The sequence below is a fragment of the Pantoea sp. ABR1s genome, from assembly GCF_057812235.1.
This window is the reverse complement of the sequence record NZ_CM173823.1, coordinates 513813-529207: the sequence shown is the minus strand read 5'-3', so window position 1 is coordinate 529207 and position 15395 is coordinate 513813. Positions and strand designations below refer to the sequence as shown.

14 protein-coding genes and 3 tRNA genes are annotated in these 15395 nt (G+C 55.2%); 8 read left to right on the top strand and 9 right to left on the bottom strand.

Features of this window, described 5'->3' with window-relative positions; all coding sequences use genetic code 11:
* Positions 1–12 precede the first annotated feature (12 nt).
* Genes amiB through nnr form a run of 3 tightly spaced genes read right to left on the bottom strand, consistent with a single transcriptional unit; the run spans position 13 to position 3673 of the window.
* Positions 13–1683 carry an N-acetylmuramoyl-L-alanine amidase AmiB gene (amiB, locus tag ACXKZD_RS02575; protein ID WP_022623938.1) on the bottom strand — a complete coding sequence of 557 codons (1671 nt, stop codon included), beginning with the start codon at positions 1681–1683 and terminating at the stop codon, positions 13–15.
* Positions 1680–2156 (bottom strand): tRNA (adenosine(37)-N6)-threonylcarbamoyltransferase complex ATPase subunit type 1 TsaE, encoded by a 477-nt coding sequence (gene tsaE, locus ACXKZD_RS02570; RefSeq protein WP_010256103.1) that lies wholly within the window; start codon positions 2154–2156, stop codon positions 1680–1682. The genes amiB and tsaE overlap by 4 nt, the downstream gene beginning before the upstream one ends.
* Positions 2153–3673 (bottom strand): bifunctional ADP-dependent NAD(P)H-hydrate dehydratase/NAD(P)H-hydrate epimerase, encoded by a 1521-nt coding sequence (gene nnr / locus ACXKZD_RS02565; RefSeq protein WP_073970598.1) that lies wholly within the window; start codon positions 3671–3673, stop codon positions 2153–2155. The genes tsaE and nnr overlap by 4 nt, the downstream gene beginning before the upstream one ends.
* Here nnr and queG point away from each other — a divergent pair.
* Positions 3672–4811, top strand: coding sequence for a tRNA epoxyqueuosine(34) reductase QueG (gene queG / locus ACXKZD_RS02560; RefSeq protein WP_010256097.1), 1140 nt, complete (start codon positions 3672–3674; stop codon positions 4809–4811). The genes nnr and queG overlap by 2 nt on opposite strands.
* A 350-nt stretch (positions 4812–5161) precedes the next feature.
* Here the strand turns inward: queG and ACXKZD_RS02555 are convergent.
* The 4 genes from ACXKZD_RS02555 to orn form a co-directional block, all read right to left on the bottom strand.
* A tRNA-Gly gene (locus tag ACXKZD_RS02555) sits at positions 5162–5237 on the bottom strand.
* 25 nt (positions 5238–5262) lie between these two features.
* Positions 5263–5338: transfer RNA gene (locus ACXKZD_RS02550), tRNA-Gly, on the bottom strand.
* A 28-nt stretch (positions 5339–5366) separates the two neighbouring features.
* Positions 5367–5442, bottom strand: a tRNA-Gly gene (locus tag ACXKZD_RS02545).
* Positions 5443–5596: 154 nt separating this feature from the next.
* The gene (gene orn / locus ACXKZD_RS02540; RefSeq protein WP_010256094.1) at positions 5597–6145 is read right to left on the bottom strand and encodes an oligoribonuclease; all 549 of its coding nucleotides are present in this window, start codon (positions 6143–6145) and stop codon (positions 5597–5599) included.
* Positions 6146–6246: 101 nt separating this feature from the next.
* Between orn and rsgA the strand changes: the two genes are divergently transcribed.
* The 3 genes from rsgA (at position 6247) to mscM (ending at position 11711) form a co-directional block, all read left to right on the top strand.
* Positions 6247–7296 (top strand): small ribosomal subunit biogenesis GTPase RsgA, encoded by a 1050-nt coding sequence (gene rsgA, locus ACXKZD_RS02535; protein ID WP_050680383.1) that lies wholly within the window; start codon positions 6247–6249, stop codon positions 7294–7296.
* A gap of 171 nt (positions 7297–7467) precedes the next feature.
* The gene (gene asd / locus ACXKZD_RS02530; protein WP_010256089.1) at positions 7468–8367 is read left to right on the top strand and encodes an archaetidylserine decarboxylase; all 900 of its coding nucleotides are present in this window, start codon (positions 7468–7470) and stop codon (positions 8365–8367) included.
* Positions 8368–8381: 14 nt separating this feature from the next.
* Complete coding sequence (gene mscM / locus ACXKZD_RS02525) at positions 8382–11711, top strand: miniconductance mechanosensitive channel MscM (RefSeq protein ID WP_010256086.1); 3330 nt, start codon at positions 8382–8384, stop codon at positions 11709–11711.
* A 49-nt stretch (positions 11712–11760) separates the two neighbouring features.
* On the opposite strand, the gene mdh is transcribed toward mscM, so the two are convergent.
* Positions 11761–12699 carry a malate dehydrogenase gene (gene mdh / locus ACXKZD_RS02520; RefSeq protein ID WP_407162605.1) on the bottom strand — a complete coding sequence of 313 codons (939 nt, stop codon included), beginning with the start codon at positions 12697–12699 and terminating at the stop codon, positions 11761–11763.
* Positions 12700–13127: 428 nt separating this feature from the next.
* On the opposite strand from mdh, the gene argR reads away from it, so the two are divergent.
* From argR to yhcN (ACXKZD_RS02500), 4 genes are all read left to right on the top strand, one after another.
* The gene (gene argR / locus ACXKZD_RS02515; protein ID WP_010256080.1) at positions 13128–13598 is read left to right on the top strand and encodes a transcriptional regulator ArgR; all 471 of its coding nucleotides are present in this window, start codon (positions 13128–13130) and stop codon (positions 13596–13598) included.
* 474 nt (positions 13599–14072) lie between these two features.
* Positions 14073–14336, top strand: a complete 264-nt coding sequence (gene yhcN, locus ACXKZD_RS02510) for a peroxide/acid stress response protein YhcN (protein WP_022623941.1) — start codon at positions 14073–14075, stop codon at positions 14334–14336.
* 88 nt (positions 14337–14424) lie between these two features.
* Positions 14425–14691 carry a YdgH/BhsA/McbA-like domain containing protein gene (locus ACXKZD_RS02505; protein WP_010256074.1) on the top strand — a complete coding sequence of 89 codons (267 nt, stop codon included), beginning with the start codon at positions 14425–14427 and terminating at the stop codon, positions 14689–14691.
* Between the two features lie 93 nt (positions 14692–14784).
* A complete protein-coding gene (gene yhcN / locus ACXKZD_RS02500) occupies positions 14785–15048 on the top strand; it encodes a peroxide/acid stress response protein YhcN (protein WP_050680385.1) in 264 nt (87 codons plus the stop codon).
* Positions 15049–15113: 65 nt separating this feature from the next.
* Here yhcN (ACXKZD_RS02500) and ACXKZD_RS02495 read toward each other — a convergent pair whose 3' ends face one another.
* Entirely contained in the window at positions 15114–15383 is a 270-nt protein-coding gene (locus tag ACXKZD_RS02495; RefSeq protein WP_010256069.1) for a barstar family protein, read from the bottom strand.
* Between the last annotated feature and the right edge of the window lie 12 nt (positions 15384–15395).

Here is a 15395-nt window from a genome sequence, read left to right as displayed (position 1 = left end):
CCGGGCAAACAATCAGGATGCAGGGATTTTCAGGTTCTGCCCCAACATGACGTTGGTCGATTTCAGATTATTGGTCTGCATTATCGCTTTCGGGCTGACGCCATAATGTGCGGCAATGCCGGTCAGTGAATCCCCCACAACCACTTTATGACGCACAATGCCGCGTGGCGTGGCGCGCGTGGTGCGGCTGGCGGCCGCACTGGCCGGCACTTTCAACCGCTGTCCGACCCATACCACATCCCGCTTCAGGGTGTTCATTTCACGCAGTGTCGACATGCTGACGCCATACTTCGCGGCAATCCCGGAGAGTGTCTCACCGCGCGTAACCGTATGGCGCTGAGTTACGCCGGTATATTGCGTCACCCCGGTCGCCGGGTTGCTGGCGACGTTAACCGCTGGCGACGAGCCCAGCGGCCGGTTTTCCTCCTTTGGGATGGATTGCAGCGGGTGCGCCAGGAAATAAGTGCGCAGACCTTTATAGATCGACTGCGCAATCTTATCCTGGTGTGCGCTACTGCCAAGCAGTCGCTCCTCCGAGGAATTACTGATAAAGCCGGTTTCCACCAGCAAAGAAGGAATATCGGGTGAACGCAGCACGCCAAGACTGGCATGCTCAGGCAGACGTTTATGCAGCGACGTCACGCTGCGCATCTGCTGCAACACTTTCTGGGCGATGTCATAACCGACCCGCTGCGAGTGACCGAATTGCAGGTCAAGTACCGCCTGGCTGAGGTAGGGGTCGGCCTGACTGTTAGCCAGCAGGTCACCTGCGCCGCCCAGCAGCTCAGACTGTTTCTCTTTCTGCTCCAGCCAGTTAGCCATCTCGTTATTGGCCCGGCGGTTTGATAATACCCAGACCGATGCACCGGTCGCCGCATGGCTCGGCGCGGCGTCAGCATGAATTGAAACCAGCACGTTGGCGTTGGCTTTACGCGCCACGTCGGAGCGGCCCATAACCGAGATAAAATAGTCGCCATCACGCGTCAGGACGCCTTTGAACATCGGATCGTTATTCAGCAACACCCGCAGTTTACGTGCAATTGCGATCGTGACGTTCTTCTCTTTCAGTCCGCGCTGCCCGATAGCGCCGGGATCCTGACCGCCATGTCCGGCATCAATCGCCACAATCACGGTATCATTCTGGCTGACGGCCCGGCCAGGACTCACGGTGCTGGCTGTGCTGGTCACGGACGTCACCGGATTCGAATTAAAGGGGTTAGCCGCTGCGGCACTCTGGGTGGGCACGCGTGTCGGGGCCGTTACCGGCGCAGGCACACTGCGCGTAACAGCAGGTGGCTTACCGGTAATGGTGAAGACCACGCTGTAGCTGTTGCCATTGCGCTGGGTGACCGCCCGGGTTTTACCCGCCTGCGTCAGCTCAAACACCAGCCGCACGCTCTGTTTATCTTTCGGGGTGCTGGTGCGAATTCGCTTTACGATGTTTTCGCCGCTGAAATTTAACGGCAGCCCCTGAACCACGCCGCTCTGGCGCACATCAAGCACCACACGGTCAGGATTGCGCAGCGGGAAGAAGCCATAGACAGGTTGTCCGGCAAAGTTCAGGGTGATGGTTGCCTGGCTGTCGCCATTAGCGACTTTGATATCCGACAGGGTGGCGGCAAACAGGGGTGTACAGACCAGCAGCAACAGTGTCACCAGCGCTATTTTCATCCGTGACATCATGCCTGATCCCTGCCCTGACCAAATTGTTCAAGCCATTGCTGGCCCGACGAGGATTGTGCCGTCAGTTCCGCTTCACGCGCCTCACCCACGTAACGCAGCGTTAGCGTGAGATCGGGCGGCGGCAGAAAACCGGCGCCCTGCTGCGGCCATTCAACCAGGCAGATAGCATCGCCGCTGAAATAGTCGCGGATGCCCATGAATTCAAGCTCTTCAGGATCGGCAAGACGATAGAGGTCGAAGTGATAAAGTGTGCGGTCGTCCAGCGTGTAAGGCTCAACCAGGGTGTAAGTAGGGCTTTTGACGTTGCCCTGATGGCCCAGCGCCTGCAGAAAGCCGCGGCTGAAGGTGGTTTTACCCGCCCCCAGATCGCCATAGAGATAAATCACTGCCGCGCTGCCACAGGCGCGCGCCAGCTGAGCGCCCAAACTGAGCGTAGCCGCCTCATCGGGCAAAGAGATAACACAGGTCTTCATGCTTCTTTATTCATCTCAGGATTAACAAACTGCCACAGCAGATCCAGTAAATCAGTTGCCAGCATACCGCGCGTACCACGTTCCGCAGCGACCGCATCGGCCGCGGCACCATGTGCAACACAGCCGGCGCAGGCCGCATCAAACAGCGTCAGTTTCTGGCCCACCAGCGAGGCGATGATTCCACTCAGGAGATCGCCCATACCGCCGGAGGCCATACCAGCATTGCCCACGTCAGCAAAGGCCATTTCACCTTGCTCGCTGGCAATCAGCGTACCGGCACCTTTCAGTACCACTACACCACCATAACGCTGCGCCAATGTCTGCGCTGCATGTAAGCGGTCACTCTCAATTTCACTGGTCTCGGTATTCAGCAAACGCGCCGCTTCACCAGGATGCGGCGTAATAATGCGATTCTGACGTTTCTCCGCACTGATTGCCAGCAGGTTAAGTGCATCCGCGTCCCAAAGCATCGGCTTTTCACTGCTCGCGACCTGCTTCAGCGCACGCTTTCCCCAGTCGCGCTGACCCAGACCGGGCCCTATCGCAATGACATCGGCCCACTCCAGCGCCTCCGTCAGGCGCTCATCGGTCAGTTCATCGACCATAATTTCGGGCCGGGCGGTCAGGATCGGAATAATATTATCTTTGTGAGTAAGTACTCGCACTAACCCACTACCGCTGCGCAACGCCGCTTCTGCCGTCATCCGCACCGCGCCAGCGGTACCGGCATCGCCCCCCACTACCAGCAGCCGGCCGTGACTGCCCTTGTGCGAGGTTGGTTTGCGCGGCTTGAGCCAGCGGGTTAATGCGCTGGCATCATAACGCGCGATGGGAGCCCCTTCGCCCGCCAGAAAAGCGGCCATCCCGAGATCGGCATAGTAAAGCTCTCCAATGTAATCTCGCGCTTTGCCAGTGATCTGGCCCGGTTTAAGAGCAACCACACTCAGCGTATGGCTGGCATTAATTACCTCACCGGGCGCGGTGCCATTGCGGGCTGATAAGCCGGAAGGCATATCAATGGCAAGTTTCGGCGCCGCATGAGCGTTCGCCTGCTGGATCAGCGTGGCATAGGGTTCTTCGGGCGCACGATGACTGCCGGTTCCCAGCAGCGCATCCACAATCACATCGATCTGCTCTGGCCAGACCGCATCGGCCGCATGAATTTCACCGCCCGCATCCAGCCACGCGTCCCGTGCACGCTGCGCCTCTTCCGGCAACGCTTTTTCACTTTCGCACGCCAGCAGCGTAACGGTTTTGCCCGCCGCCTGTCCCAGTCGCGCCAGCACATAACCATCGCCACCGTTATTGCCGTGACCACACAGAATCAGCCAGTGGCTGGCCTCTGGCCAGTGCGCAGTCAGATGCTCGTAAGCGGCCTGTCCGGCACGCAGCATCAGCTCATACAGCGTAATGCCGAGCGCATCGGCCCCCTGTTGCTCAAGCTGGGCCACAGCCTGCGCAGGCCAGACAGAATATGGTAAACTGCGGCTGTTTTTCTTCGAATCCTGGTTACTCATGTCATACCCTCTCGATCTTCATCAATTCGCACAACAGATTAAACAGTGGGGATTGGATCTCGGCTTTCAGCAGGTCGGCATCACCGATACCGATCTCAGTGCGGAAGAGCCGCGCCTGCAGGCGTGGCTGGATAAGCAGTATCATGGCGAGATGGAGTGGATGGCGCGACACGGCATGATGCGGGCGCGTCCTCATGAACTGCTGCCCGGCACGCTGCGCGTTATCAGCGTTCGCATGAACTACCTTCCGGCCAAAGCCGCCTTTGCCAGCACGTTGAAAAATCCCCAGCTGGGCTATGTCAGCCGTTATGCATTAGGTCGTGATTACCACAAAGTATTGCGCAATCGACTGAAAAAGCTCGGAGAAATGATCCAGCAGCATTGTGGCGAGCTTAATTTTCGCCCGTTTGTGGATTCGGCCCCGCTGCTTGAGCGGCCGCTGGCCGCCAAAGCGGGACTCGGCTGGACCGGCAAACATTCGCTGATACTGAATCGGGAAGCAGGTTCATGGTTTTTCCTCGGGGAACTGCTGATCGATATTCCGCTGCCGATAGATACACCGCAGCAGGAGCAGTGTGGCCGCTGTGTCGCCTGCATGACTATCTGCCCCACCAGCGCGATCGTTGAGCCCTACGTCGTGGATGCCAGGCGCTGTATTTCCTATCTCACCATTGAGCTGGAAGGCGCGATCCCGGAAGAATTTCGCCCGCTGATGGGCAACCGGATATATGGCTGTGATGACTGCCAGCTGATCTGTCCGTGGAATCGCTATGGACAACTCAGTGACGAAAGCGATTTTTCACCGCGAGCGGCGCTACACGCCCCTGAGCTGATCGATCTGTTTCAATGGGATGAAGCGAAGTTTTTACGCATCACTGAAGGCTCAGCGATTCGCCGCATTGGTCATTTACGCTGGCTGCGTAATATTGCAGTGGCGCTGGGTAACGCGCCCTGGTCGCCCGAAATCGTTCAGGTACTGGAACAACGACTCGGTGAAAGTGACCTGCTGGATGAACATATTCTGTGGGCAATCACGCAGCAGCAGCAGAAACGCGAGCAACTCGTGGTTGAAGTGCAACCTGCCCAGCAGAAGCGCCTGGTTCGTGCAGTAGAGAAGGGTTTACCGCGTGATGCGTGATTGAACAGCTTGATCGCGAATTATCGTTTTCCACATGCTGTGAATAAAAATAAAAAGCTGTTGTCATTCAACTGCAACAACGCTGATTTTGCTGTTAAATAACAAATTGAAATATTTTCATAATGATAAATATCAACAACTTATATAAAAGTTGTGTTTATTTAATAATGAGGCTATCGCTTCGGTTAACCTGCAAGGTTGTGGATAACTCTGTTCAAAAGCCATTTACAGATCGCCGTAACAGGCGCAGATGATGGGGTGCAGTGCTGTGGATAACCTTCATGAAACAATCAAAATCACGCGACGTAAAACAGTCGGCTAACGGACTGAAATGAGGGTGATGTTAAATCTGGAGCGGGAAACGAGACTCGAACTCGCGACCCCGACCTTGGCAAGGTCGTGCTCTACCAACTGAGCTATTCCCGCATAGAAGGGCACTGCTAAATAAAACTGGAGCGGGAAACGAGACTCGAACTCGCGACCCCGACCTTGGCAAGGTCGTGCTCTACCAACTGAGCTATTCCCGCAAAGAGGGTACTGCTTACATTTTAAAACTGGAGCGGGAAACGAGACTCGAACTCGCGACCCCGACCTTGGCAAGGTCGTGCTCTACCAACTGAGCTATTCCCGCGCCTTGTACCGTTAATAAATTCTTCACCGGTACGGGGTGCGCATTATACGAGAAATCGTTGCTGCTGCAAGCGTCTGAAAGCAAAATTTTTCGCTTTCCGCGCGTTTGCTGATTAAATCAGCAACCTGGTGATTTCATGCGCACCCGTCGCCGATTAAAGCTGCAAAAAGTGTTCGCGGTAGTACGCCAGCTCCGCCACGGACTCACGGATATCATCCAGAGCCTGGTGCGTCCCCCCTTTTTTGAAGCCAGGAAGGATATCGGGTTTCCAGCGACGAGCCAGCTCTTTCAGGGTACTGACATCCAGATAACGATAGTGGAAATACGCTTCCAGCTCAGGCATATACTTAAACAGGAAACGACGATCCTGCCCGATGCTGTTGCCGCAGATAGGCGAGGTGTTCGCCGGAACCCACTGTTTCAGGAACTCAATGGTCGCCAGCTCTGCTGCGCGATCGTCAATCTGACTCTCCTTCACCCGCGCAACCAGACCGCTGTTGGTATGAGTGCGGACATTCCACTCATCCATCAGCGCCAGTTGCGCATCAGACTGATGAACGGCCATGACCGGCCCTTCCGCCAGAATGTTCAGGTTGGCATCAGTCACCAGGGTCGCAATTTCAATAATGCGATCGTGCGTCGGATCAAGTCCGGTCATCTCAAGATCAATCCAGATCAGATTCTGTTCATTTCCAGTAGCCATGCTGTTTCCTGCGGTTGCTGTAGTCGTCATTTACGATGAATAAGGTGTATCATAGACGTTTTGCCCAGCCGGGCGAAATCTGGCTAACGCTGTGAGGGTGAGTGAGTAAAAATAAACTGTCGAAGGGCCAACAACGCCGCGTAAGCGCTAACCACGATCGCCGTCTCAACCAACGCAGAGAGCGTCCGGAAGCGGATGACAACCTGTTTGGTGAAGCTGCAGATGGGGTCGTTGTCAGCCGTTTTGGCATGCACGCTGATGTTGAGGATAGCGCAGGCGTCGCCCACCGCTGCAATATCCGCCGAACCATTCGTTCGCTGGTTACCGGCGACCGGGTGCTGTGGCGTCCGGCAACCAGCGGCAACAAAGGTATTGTTGAAGCGGTGCATGAGCGCACCAGCGTATTAACCCGCCCCGATTTTTACGACGGCGTGAAGCCGATGGCGGCGAATATCGACCAGATCATCGTCGTCTCCGCAATCCTGCCTGAACTGTCGTTAAACATCATCGACCGCTATCTGGTTGCCAGCGAAACGCTGGATATTGAACCGTTGCTGGTACTGAACAAAACCGATCTGCTGGATGACAAGGCGCGCGCCTTTGTCGATAAGCAGATGGATATCTATCGCAATATTGGCTATCGCGTGGTGATGGTCTCCAGCCGGGCGAAAAACGGCATGGACGACCTGAAAGCGGCGCTGACCGACCGCATCAGTATCTTTGCCGGTCAGTCTGGCGTCGGCAAATCGAGTCTGCTGAATGCCCTGCTCGGCTTCGACAAAGAAGAGCAGGTCGCTATTCTGACTAACGAGGTTTCGGATGGCTCAGGCTTAGGCCAGCACACCACCACCGCATCGCGCCTTTATCACTTCCCGGACGGCGGCGATGTGATCGATTCACCTGGCGTGCGTGAGTTCGGTTTATGGCATCTTGAGCCGGAACAAATTACCCGCGGATTTGTCGAATTCCGCGCATTCCTTGGCGATTGCAAATTCCGCGATTGTAAACACGGCAGCGATCCCGGCTGTGCCATTCGCGAAGCGGTCGAACAGGGCAAAATCAACAGGTCCCGTTTTGATAACTACCACCGTATCCTGGAGAGCATGGCGCAGGTAAAAACGCGTAAAAATTTCCCTGATAGTGAAAGTTAATCGGTATAACCGCGTCTGAACGGATAAGCCGGGGCATTTTGCGAGGTGCATTCCAGTCGCGCGTCCAGACCGTGCAGCGTGCCGGAATTCGGGTATAGTCGCCATCTGAACGGGGCGCTGCTACAATCCGCCCCCTTTTTTACAACGTCATAAAATAGCCAGGAGGCTAAGGTGTTTGATCGTTTAAAACTCGGCTTGAATCATATTCTCCCGAAGAAATGGCTGACTGAACTTGCCGGTTGGGGCGCCAGTCGCCGCGGTGGTTGGTTGACCAAACTGGTCATTGACATCTTTGTCTGGTTTTACAAAGTCGACATGGCGGAAGCGCGTAAGCCCGATACCGCCAGCTATCGCACCTTTAATGACTTTTTCGTTCGTCCGCTGAAAGACGATGCGCGTCCGGTGGATGCCGATGCCAATCTCATCGCCCTGCCCGCGGATGGCGCTATCAGCCAGCTCGGCCACATTGATGGCGATCAGATTTTCCAGGCTAAAGGTCATCACTACACCATTGACGCCCTGCTGGCAGGTGATGAGCGGATGGCGGCACAATTTGTTGATGGCGAGTTCGTCACCACCTATCTGGCGCCCCGTGATTATCACCGCGTCCATATGCCGTGCAACGGCATCCTGCGTGAGATGATTTATGTGCCTGGCGACCTCTACTCCGTCAACCCGCTGACCGCGCGTAATATTCCCAACCTGTTCGCCCGTAACGAGCGCGTCATCTGCTACTTCGAAACCGATATCGGGCCGATGGTGCAGATCCTGGTGGGTGCCACCATTGTCGGCAGCATCGAAACCGTCTGGGCTGGCACCATCACGCCACCGCGTGAAGGCGTGATCAAGCGCTGGCACTATCCGGCAGCGGATGATGAAAGCGCCGTGGTGCTGTTGAAAGGCCAGGAAATGGGCCGCTTCAAGCTTGGCTCTACCGTCATCAATCTGTTCGCACCTGGCCGCGTCAAACTGGCTGAAAGCCTGGAAGCAGAAAGCAAAACCCGTCTGGGTCAACCGCTGGCGATTGCGCTGCCGGTCGCGACAGACATTTCCGACGTCATCGTCGATTAAATTGAGTGTCCTCTGTGCGTTCGATTCTCCTCCTGCTGCTGAGCCTGTGGCTCAGCAGCCCGGCCTTCGCGGCCAGCCTTCCTGATGCCAGCCAGCTCAAACAGCAGCTGGAAGAGATAAAATCGGCCAAAAGTTCACCCTCTCAGGCTGAACAGATCCAGACGATTGAAGCCGCCTTAAACTTTCTCTCTGAACGCGATGAATCGCTGGAGCGCGCGGCGCAATATCAGCAGGTTATTGATGATTTTCCGCGTCTGGCGCGCGAACTGCGTCAGCAGATCGCCGCGCTGAGTGACAGCGGGAAAACCGTGCGCAACAACATGAGCAGCGCCGAGCTGGATCAGGAGATCCTGCAGGTCAGCAGCCAGCTGCTGGAAGAGGGGCGTCAGGCACGGCAGGAGCAGGATCGGGCGCGGGAAATCAGTGATTCGCTGTCGCAACTGCCGCAGCAGCAGACGGAAGCACGCCGGGCGATGACGGAGAGTGAACGCCGTTTGCAGAGCGTCAGCAGCAGTTCGCCACAGGGGCAGCTGCAACTGGCGGCTCGCCAGGCGGAAAGCGCCGCGAATAAAGCGCTGGTCGATGAACTTGAGCTGGCACAGCTCTCTGCCAACAACCGTCAGGAACTGGCGCGGATGCGGGCTGAAGCCCACCAGCGCAAAGCGACTCAGCTCGATAACTATCTTCAGGCGCTGCGCAACCAGCTCAACGATCAGCGGCAACGTGAAGCCGAAGTCGCGCTGGCCCGCACCGAGCAACTGGCAGAAAACAGTGGCGATCTTCCGCCAGAGATCAGCGATCAGTTTCGGGTTAACCGCGAACTCTCGGTTGCCCTGAATCAGCAGGCGCAGCGCATGGATCTGGTGGCGTCGCAGCAGCGACTGGCCACCAACCAGATTATTCAGGTCCGTCAGGCGCTCTCTACCCTGCGTGAACAGTCGCAGTGGCTGGGTGCCTCTAATCTGCTGGGCGAAGCGCTACGGGCGCAGGTCGCGCGTCTGCCGGAGATGCCCAAGTCGCAGCAGATTGATAATGAGATGGCACAGCTTCGCGTGCAGCGTCTCAATTATGAAGATCTGCTGGAGCGCCAGGAGGCGCTGCGCAAGGGACGGCAGGCCGATGGTCAGCCCTTCACCGCAGACCAGAAGCGTATTCTTGATGCGCAGCTACGCACTCAGAGGGAACTGCTCAATTCGCTGATCTCCGGCTGTGACACGCTGATTCTGGAGATCACCAAGCTCAAGGTTGGCAACACGCAGTTGCAGGATGCGCTGACGGAAGTCAAAGAGGCGACGCACCGCTATCTGTTCTGGACCGCCGACGTTAACCCGATTGGTTTGAGTTATCCGCTGGATCTGGCCAAAGATCTTTCCCGTCTGCTGTCGCTGGATACGCTGGGTCAGCTCGGCAAAGCGATGGCGATGATGTTTACCAGCCGCAACTCGGTGCTGCCGATTATTGGTGCGTTGCTGCTGGTCGGCTTCAGCATCAGTTCGCGCCGCCACTTCAATGCTTTCCTTGACCGTTCCGCCAGCAAAGTCGGCAAGGTCACGCAGGATCGTTTCCGCCTGACTATCCGTACCCTGTTCTGGTCGATCCTGGTGGCGCTGCCGCTGCCGGTATTATGGGGTGCATTGGGTTATGGCCTGCAGAACGCCTGGCCCTACCCTATCGCCGTAGCGATTGGTGATGGCATTACCGCCACGCTGCCGCTGCTGTGGGCGTTTATGATCAGCGCTGCCTTTGCCCGTCCTAACGGCCTGTTCATTGTGCATTTCCGCTGGCCGCAAAATCGGGTGGCGCGCGCCATGCGCTACTACTCGCTGAGCATCGGATTAATTGTGCCGCTGATTATGTTGCTGATCGCCTTTGGTAATCTGGAAGATCGGCAGTTCTCCTCGTCGCTGGGTCGTCTCTGTTTCATCCTGATCTGCGGGGCAATCAGCATTGTGACCGTCAGCCTGAAGCGTTCCGGGATTCCGCTCTATCTCGATAAAGAGGGAAATGGCGAGAACATGGTGAACCGGATGCTGTGGAACCTGATGATCGCTATGCCGCTGATGGCTGCCCTCGCCTCCGCTGTGGGTTATCTGGCTACCGCGCAGGCGCTGCTGGCGCGACTGGAGACCTCTGTCGCCATCTGGTTCCTGTTGCTGGTTATCTATCACATTATCCGGCGCTGGATGCTGATTCAGCGTCGCCGTCTTGGCTTTGATCGCGCCCGTCAGCGCCGTGCCGATATGCTGGCTAACCGTGCGCGCAGTGAAGAGGAGAAGGAGCAAGGCTCTCTGAACACTGATGCGATTGAAATTGAAGAGCCGGTAATTGACCTGGATGCGATCAGTGCGCAGTCGCTGCGGCTGGTACGCTCTATCCTGATGCTTATCGCCCTGGTCTCCGTGATTGTGCTGTGGTCAGAAATCCATTCGGCCTTTGGCTTCCTGGAGAATATTCAGCTGTGGGACGTCAGTACCTCAGTACAGGGCGTAGAGTCGATTCAGCCCATCACCCTGGGGTCAGTGCTGATCGCCATTCTGGTGTTTATTATCACCACCCAGCTGGTGCGCAATATGCCCGCGCTGCTTGAGCTGGCGCTGTTGCAGCATCTTAATCTGACGCCAGGTACGGGTTACGCCATCACCACACTGACCAAATATCTGCTGCTGTTGATTGGCGGGCTGATTGGTTTCTCAATGATTGGTATTGAGTGGTCGAAGCTGCAGTGGCTGGTTGCCGCGCTGGGTGTGGGACTGGGGTTTGGTTTGCAGGAGATTTTTGCCAACTTTATCTCAGGTCTGATTATCCTGTTCGAAAAGCCGATTCGTATCGGCGATACCGTGACGATCCGCGACCTGACCGGCAGTATCACGCGAATTAATACCCGCGCGACCACCATTACCGACTGGGACCGCAAAGAGATTATCGTGCCGAACAAGGCCTTTATCACTGAGCAGTTTATTAACTGGTCGCTGTCCGATTCCGTGACGCGCGTGGTGCTCACCATTCCGGCTCCGGCGAAAGTCAGCAGTGAACAGGTGACCACCATTCTGATCCAGGCGGCTGAACGCTGCAGCTATGTCCTGGACACGCCGCAACCGGAAGCCTTCCTGGTCGATCTGCAGCAGGGCATTCAGTTATTTGAACTTCGTGTGCATGCTGCTGAGATGGGACACCGTATGCCGCTGCGTCACGAACTGCATCAGTTGATTCTGAGCGGATTTGATCAGCACGGTATTGAGATGCCGTTCCCGCCGTTCCAGATGCGTATGGAAACCCTGGGTAAGAAGCTGCCTGCCAGCAACGGCACACCCGCTGCCCGCGCCTATAAGTCTGGCGGACTGTAATGCAAAACGCCCGGCTGAGCCGGGCGTTATTACAAGTCTGAGCCGTCAGTTACTGCTTAACGAACTCTTCGCCCTGGGCGATATCTTTCTTCAGCGTATCCAGCATGCCTGACAGCGCCTGCTGTTCGTAAGCGCTGAGGGTACCAATCGGCCTGCGTTCAGCCACACCGTTTTTACCCAGCAGCAGCGGCTGGGAGAAGAAGCGCGCATGTTCACCCTCGCCTTCTACGTAAGCACACTCCACCACATTAGCTTCACCCTTCAGCGCGCGTACCAGTGACAAACCGAAACGTGCGGCTGCCTGGCCCATCGATAGCGTGGCAGATCCGCCACCCGCTTTGGCTTCCACCACTTCGGTGCCGGCGTTCTGGATGCGTTTGGTCAGATCAGCCACTTCCTGATCGCTGAAGCTGACGCCTTTAACCTGCGACAGCAGCGGCAGAATGGTTACGCCAGAGTGGCCACCAATGACCGGGACTTCCACCTGGTCAGGCTGCTTGCCTTTCAATGCAGCCACAAAAGTATTGGCGCGAATGATATCCAGCGTGGTCACGCCGAACAGCCGATTTTTGTCGTAAACACCGTGCTTTTTCAGCACTTCTGCCGCAATGGCCACGGTGGTATTGACCGGATTGGTGATGACACCAATCAACGCTTTAGGTGCCGTTGTGGCAACCTGTTCGATCAGATTACGGACGATACCTGCGTTAACGTTAAACAGGTCGGCGCGATCCATACCGGGCTTACGTGCGACACCCGCGGAAATCAGTACCACATCGGCACCCTGTAAGGCAGGCGTGGCGTCTTCTCCACTGAATCCCTGAATAGTCACTGCGGTAGGAATATGGCTGAGATCAACGGCAACACCCGGCGTAACCGGCGCGATGTCATACAGCGAGAGTTCTGAACCTGCGGGAAGCTGGGTTTTGAGCAGAAGTGCGAGCGCCTGGCCTATGCCGCCAGCGGCACCGAGAACGGCAACTTTCATTCTTAACTCCTTATTAAGGTGGGGCAGAGATGGGCCGAAATTCTATCTGTGTCAGACCTTAATCAACTGCTCAGGCGATGATAAATATCCGTTGTTAATTCTACGTGTTTTCACACTTAATCTCCGGATTCAAAAGTTACTTATCATTGCACCTGAATGACCGACAACTTTGCCGTCGTCAGACAGAGAACGGCTACGTGCGTTTTCTGTTACTACACCACCAATAATATAACAACTTTGCAACCTTCGCCTTCCGGGGCTGTGACGCGTGTTTTGGTCTGAGCGGATTTATTTGCTATTATCGCCGCCCGCTAGCCGCCCGGACGCTGCTCATCAATCGAACGATTGCATAAAAATGCATATAAATGCATAATCACCACTCTGCCGCGGGCGGATGCGCGGTTATTCTCTCTATTTATTGGTAACCTATGCGAAACCCATCGAAACAAGACGATCTGGTTAAGGCTTTCAAAGCCTTATTAAAAGAAGAAAAATTCAGTTCCCAGGGCGAAATTGTTCAGGCGCTTCAGGACGAGGGCTTTGAAAATATCAATCAGTCCAAAGTCTCTCGGATGCTGACCAAGTTTGGCGCAGTGCGCACCCGGAATGCCAGGATGGAGATGGTCTATTGCCTGCCCGCTGAGCTGGGTGTGCCGACCACCACCAGCCCGTTAAAAAACCTGGTACTGGATATCGACTACAACGATGCCCTGGTAGTGATTCATACCAGTCCCGGCGCAGCACAGCTGATTGCACGTATGCTGGATTCACTGGGTAAGTCGCACGGGATTCTGGGTACCATCGCTGGCGATGACACAATCTTTATTACCCGCGCGCGTGACTTCACCGTTAAGCAGCTGCACGGTGCCATCCTCACCCTGTTTGAACAGGAACTCTGATCGCGGACTGACGACCGGCCATCATGCGCCAGATCGTCAGTTCGTTCTCTCTGCTCACCCCTTTCCACGACAGTTACCCGCTCTGGATAAGTAATAAGCCTGCTTTAACACGCCCGGCTGTTGGTCAGATCGATAACTCTGCTTCACTTTATGCGCTATTTTACACTGCTTTACATCACTGAACCGGCATCATTGCCCGGATCCAGATCAAACTCCAGCCCGATACACCCCCGACTTTCGCACTAAAAGTTAAAGCGATCTATCTCACTGTTTTTGCAATTAAAAGCGGCTTAAAGGTTACTTTTTGCCCTTTTTTTATAACGTTAAGTTATTAAAAGTAGCCATAAGGATAAAGAATCACAAAAAAACATTATTAGCGGGGTATTAATTTCTTACGTTATTAGTTCTATACTTCTTTTCGTGATGCAAATCACACTAAATAAAAAGATAAAAATAGACGACGAGGAAAAATCTATGAACGTAAAAACTACCATTGCTACCCTGAGCATTCTCTCCGCCCTCTCATTTGGTGCTGTTGCAGCAGAATCTATTGATGCGTCACAGGCACAAAATCTGCAGGCTGTCGGCACCATCAGTGTCAGCGGCGTGGCGGGTTCACCGATGGATATCAAACAGAAACTCAGCGACAAAGCCGATCAGCAGGGCGCAAAAGCCTATCGCGTGATTGAGGCATACAACAACGGCAACTATCACGCTACCGCCGCACTGTATAACTAAGGCGTAACCGATAATGCCATCTGCTCTCTGTCTGACGCGCCCTTTTGCGCTCCGGAGAGCTGAAGCAGAAATTTCAGGAGAGTTGACCATGAAAATGAAATTAGCTATCGCTGCACTGAGTCTGGCATCCCTGTTCTCAGTGGGTGCTAACGCCGCCAGCCTGGTGTCCAATGAACAGGCACAGGGTCTGCAGCCAATGAATCAGACCATCAGCATTGGTGGACGAAATGGCGACCAGACGCATATCCGTCAGGTGCTGTCAGAGAAAGCGGATGCCCAGGGCGCAAGCCACTATCGCATCATCGAAAACAACCAGGATAACACCTGGCATGTCACCGCTGAGCTTTATAAATAATTAACCGTGATGACGCCTGAAGGGCGTCAGAAGATATCGACGACCCGCCTTTACGACTAACCGCAGGTTGTTGAAAGTATTGAGGAGATAATCATGAATATCAAAACAACCATCGCTACAGTCAGTCTGCTTTCCGTTATGGCGTTCGGCGCATCAGCCGCACAGCTGGTCACCGGCGATCAGACGCAGAACCTGCAGCCTGCGGGCACCGTAACCATCAGTGGAACCGCGGGATCGCCAATGGATTACCGCGCTGAGCTTTCTCAGAAAGCGGATGAACAGGGTGCCACCGCCTATAAAGTTATTGAGGCGCGCACCGGCGATAACTATCACATCACCGCACAGCTTTATAAATAATTCCTCGTCAGATGTATGACGAACCCTTTGGCCCCGCTCGCCGGGGCCTTTTTTTATCTGACGTTTTATCTGACATTAAAGTGAAGCTGACCTTCCAGCTCCTCTTCCGCTTCATCAAATAACAGAATCAGCGCGCCATAACGCCGTCGCTGTCCCCTGCCCAGATTAACAAACTCAATCTCCAGCGGCAGCGGTAACAGATCGCCCGTCACCACATCCCATAATCCATCCAGATCGCAGATGCGGCGCTCCTCCAGCGCAAATCGCTCGCTGAACTGGCGGAAGAAATGGGCCTGATCGACAATTTCATTAAAATCAAAACGCTCGATTTTCATGCTGACGGCTCC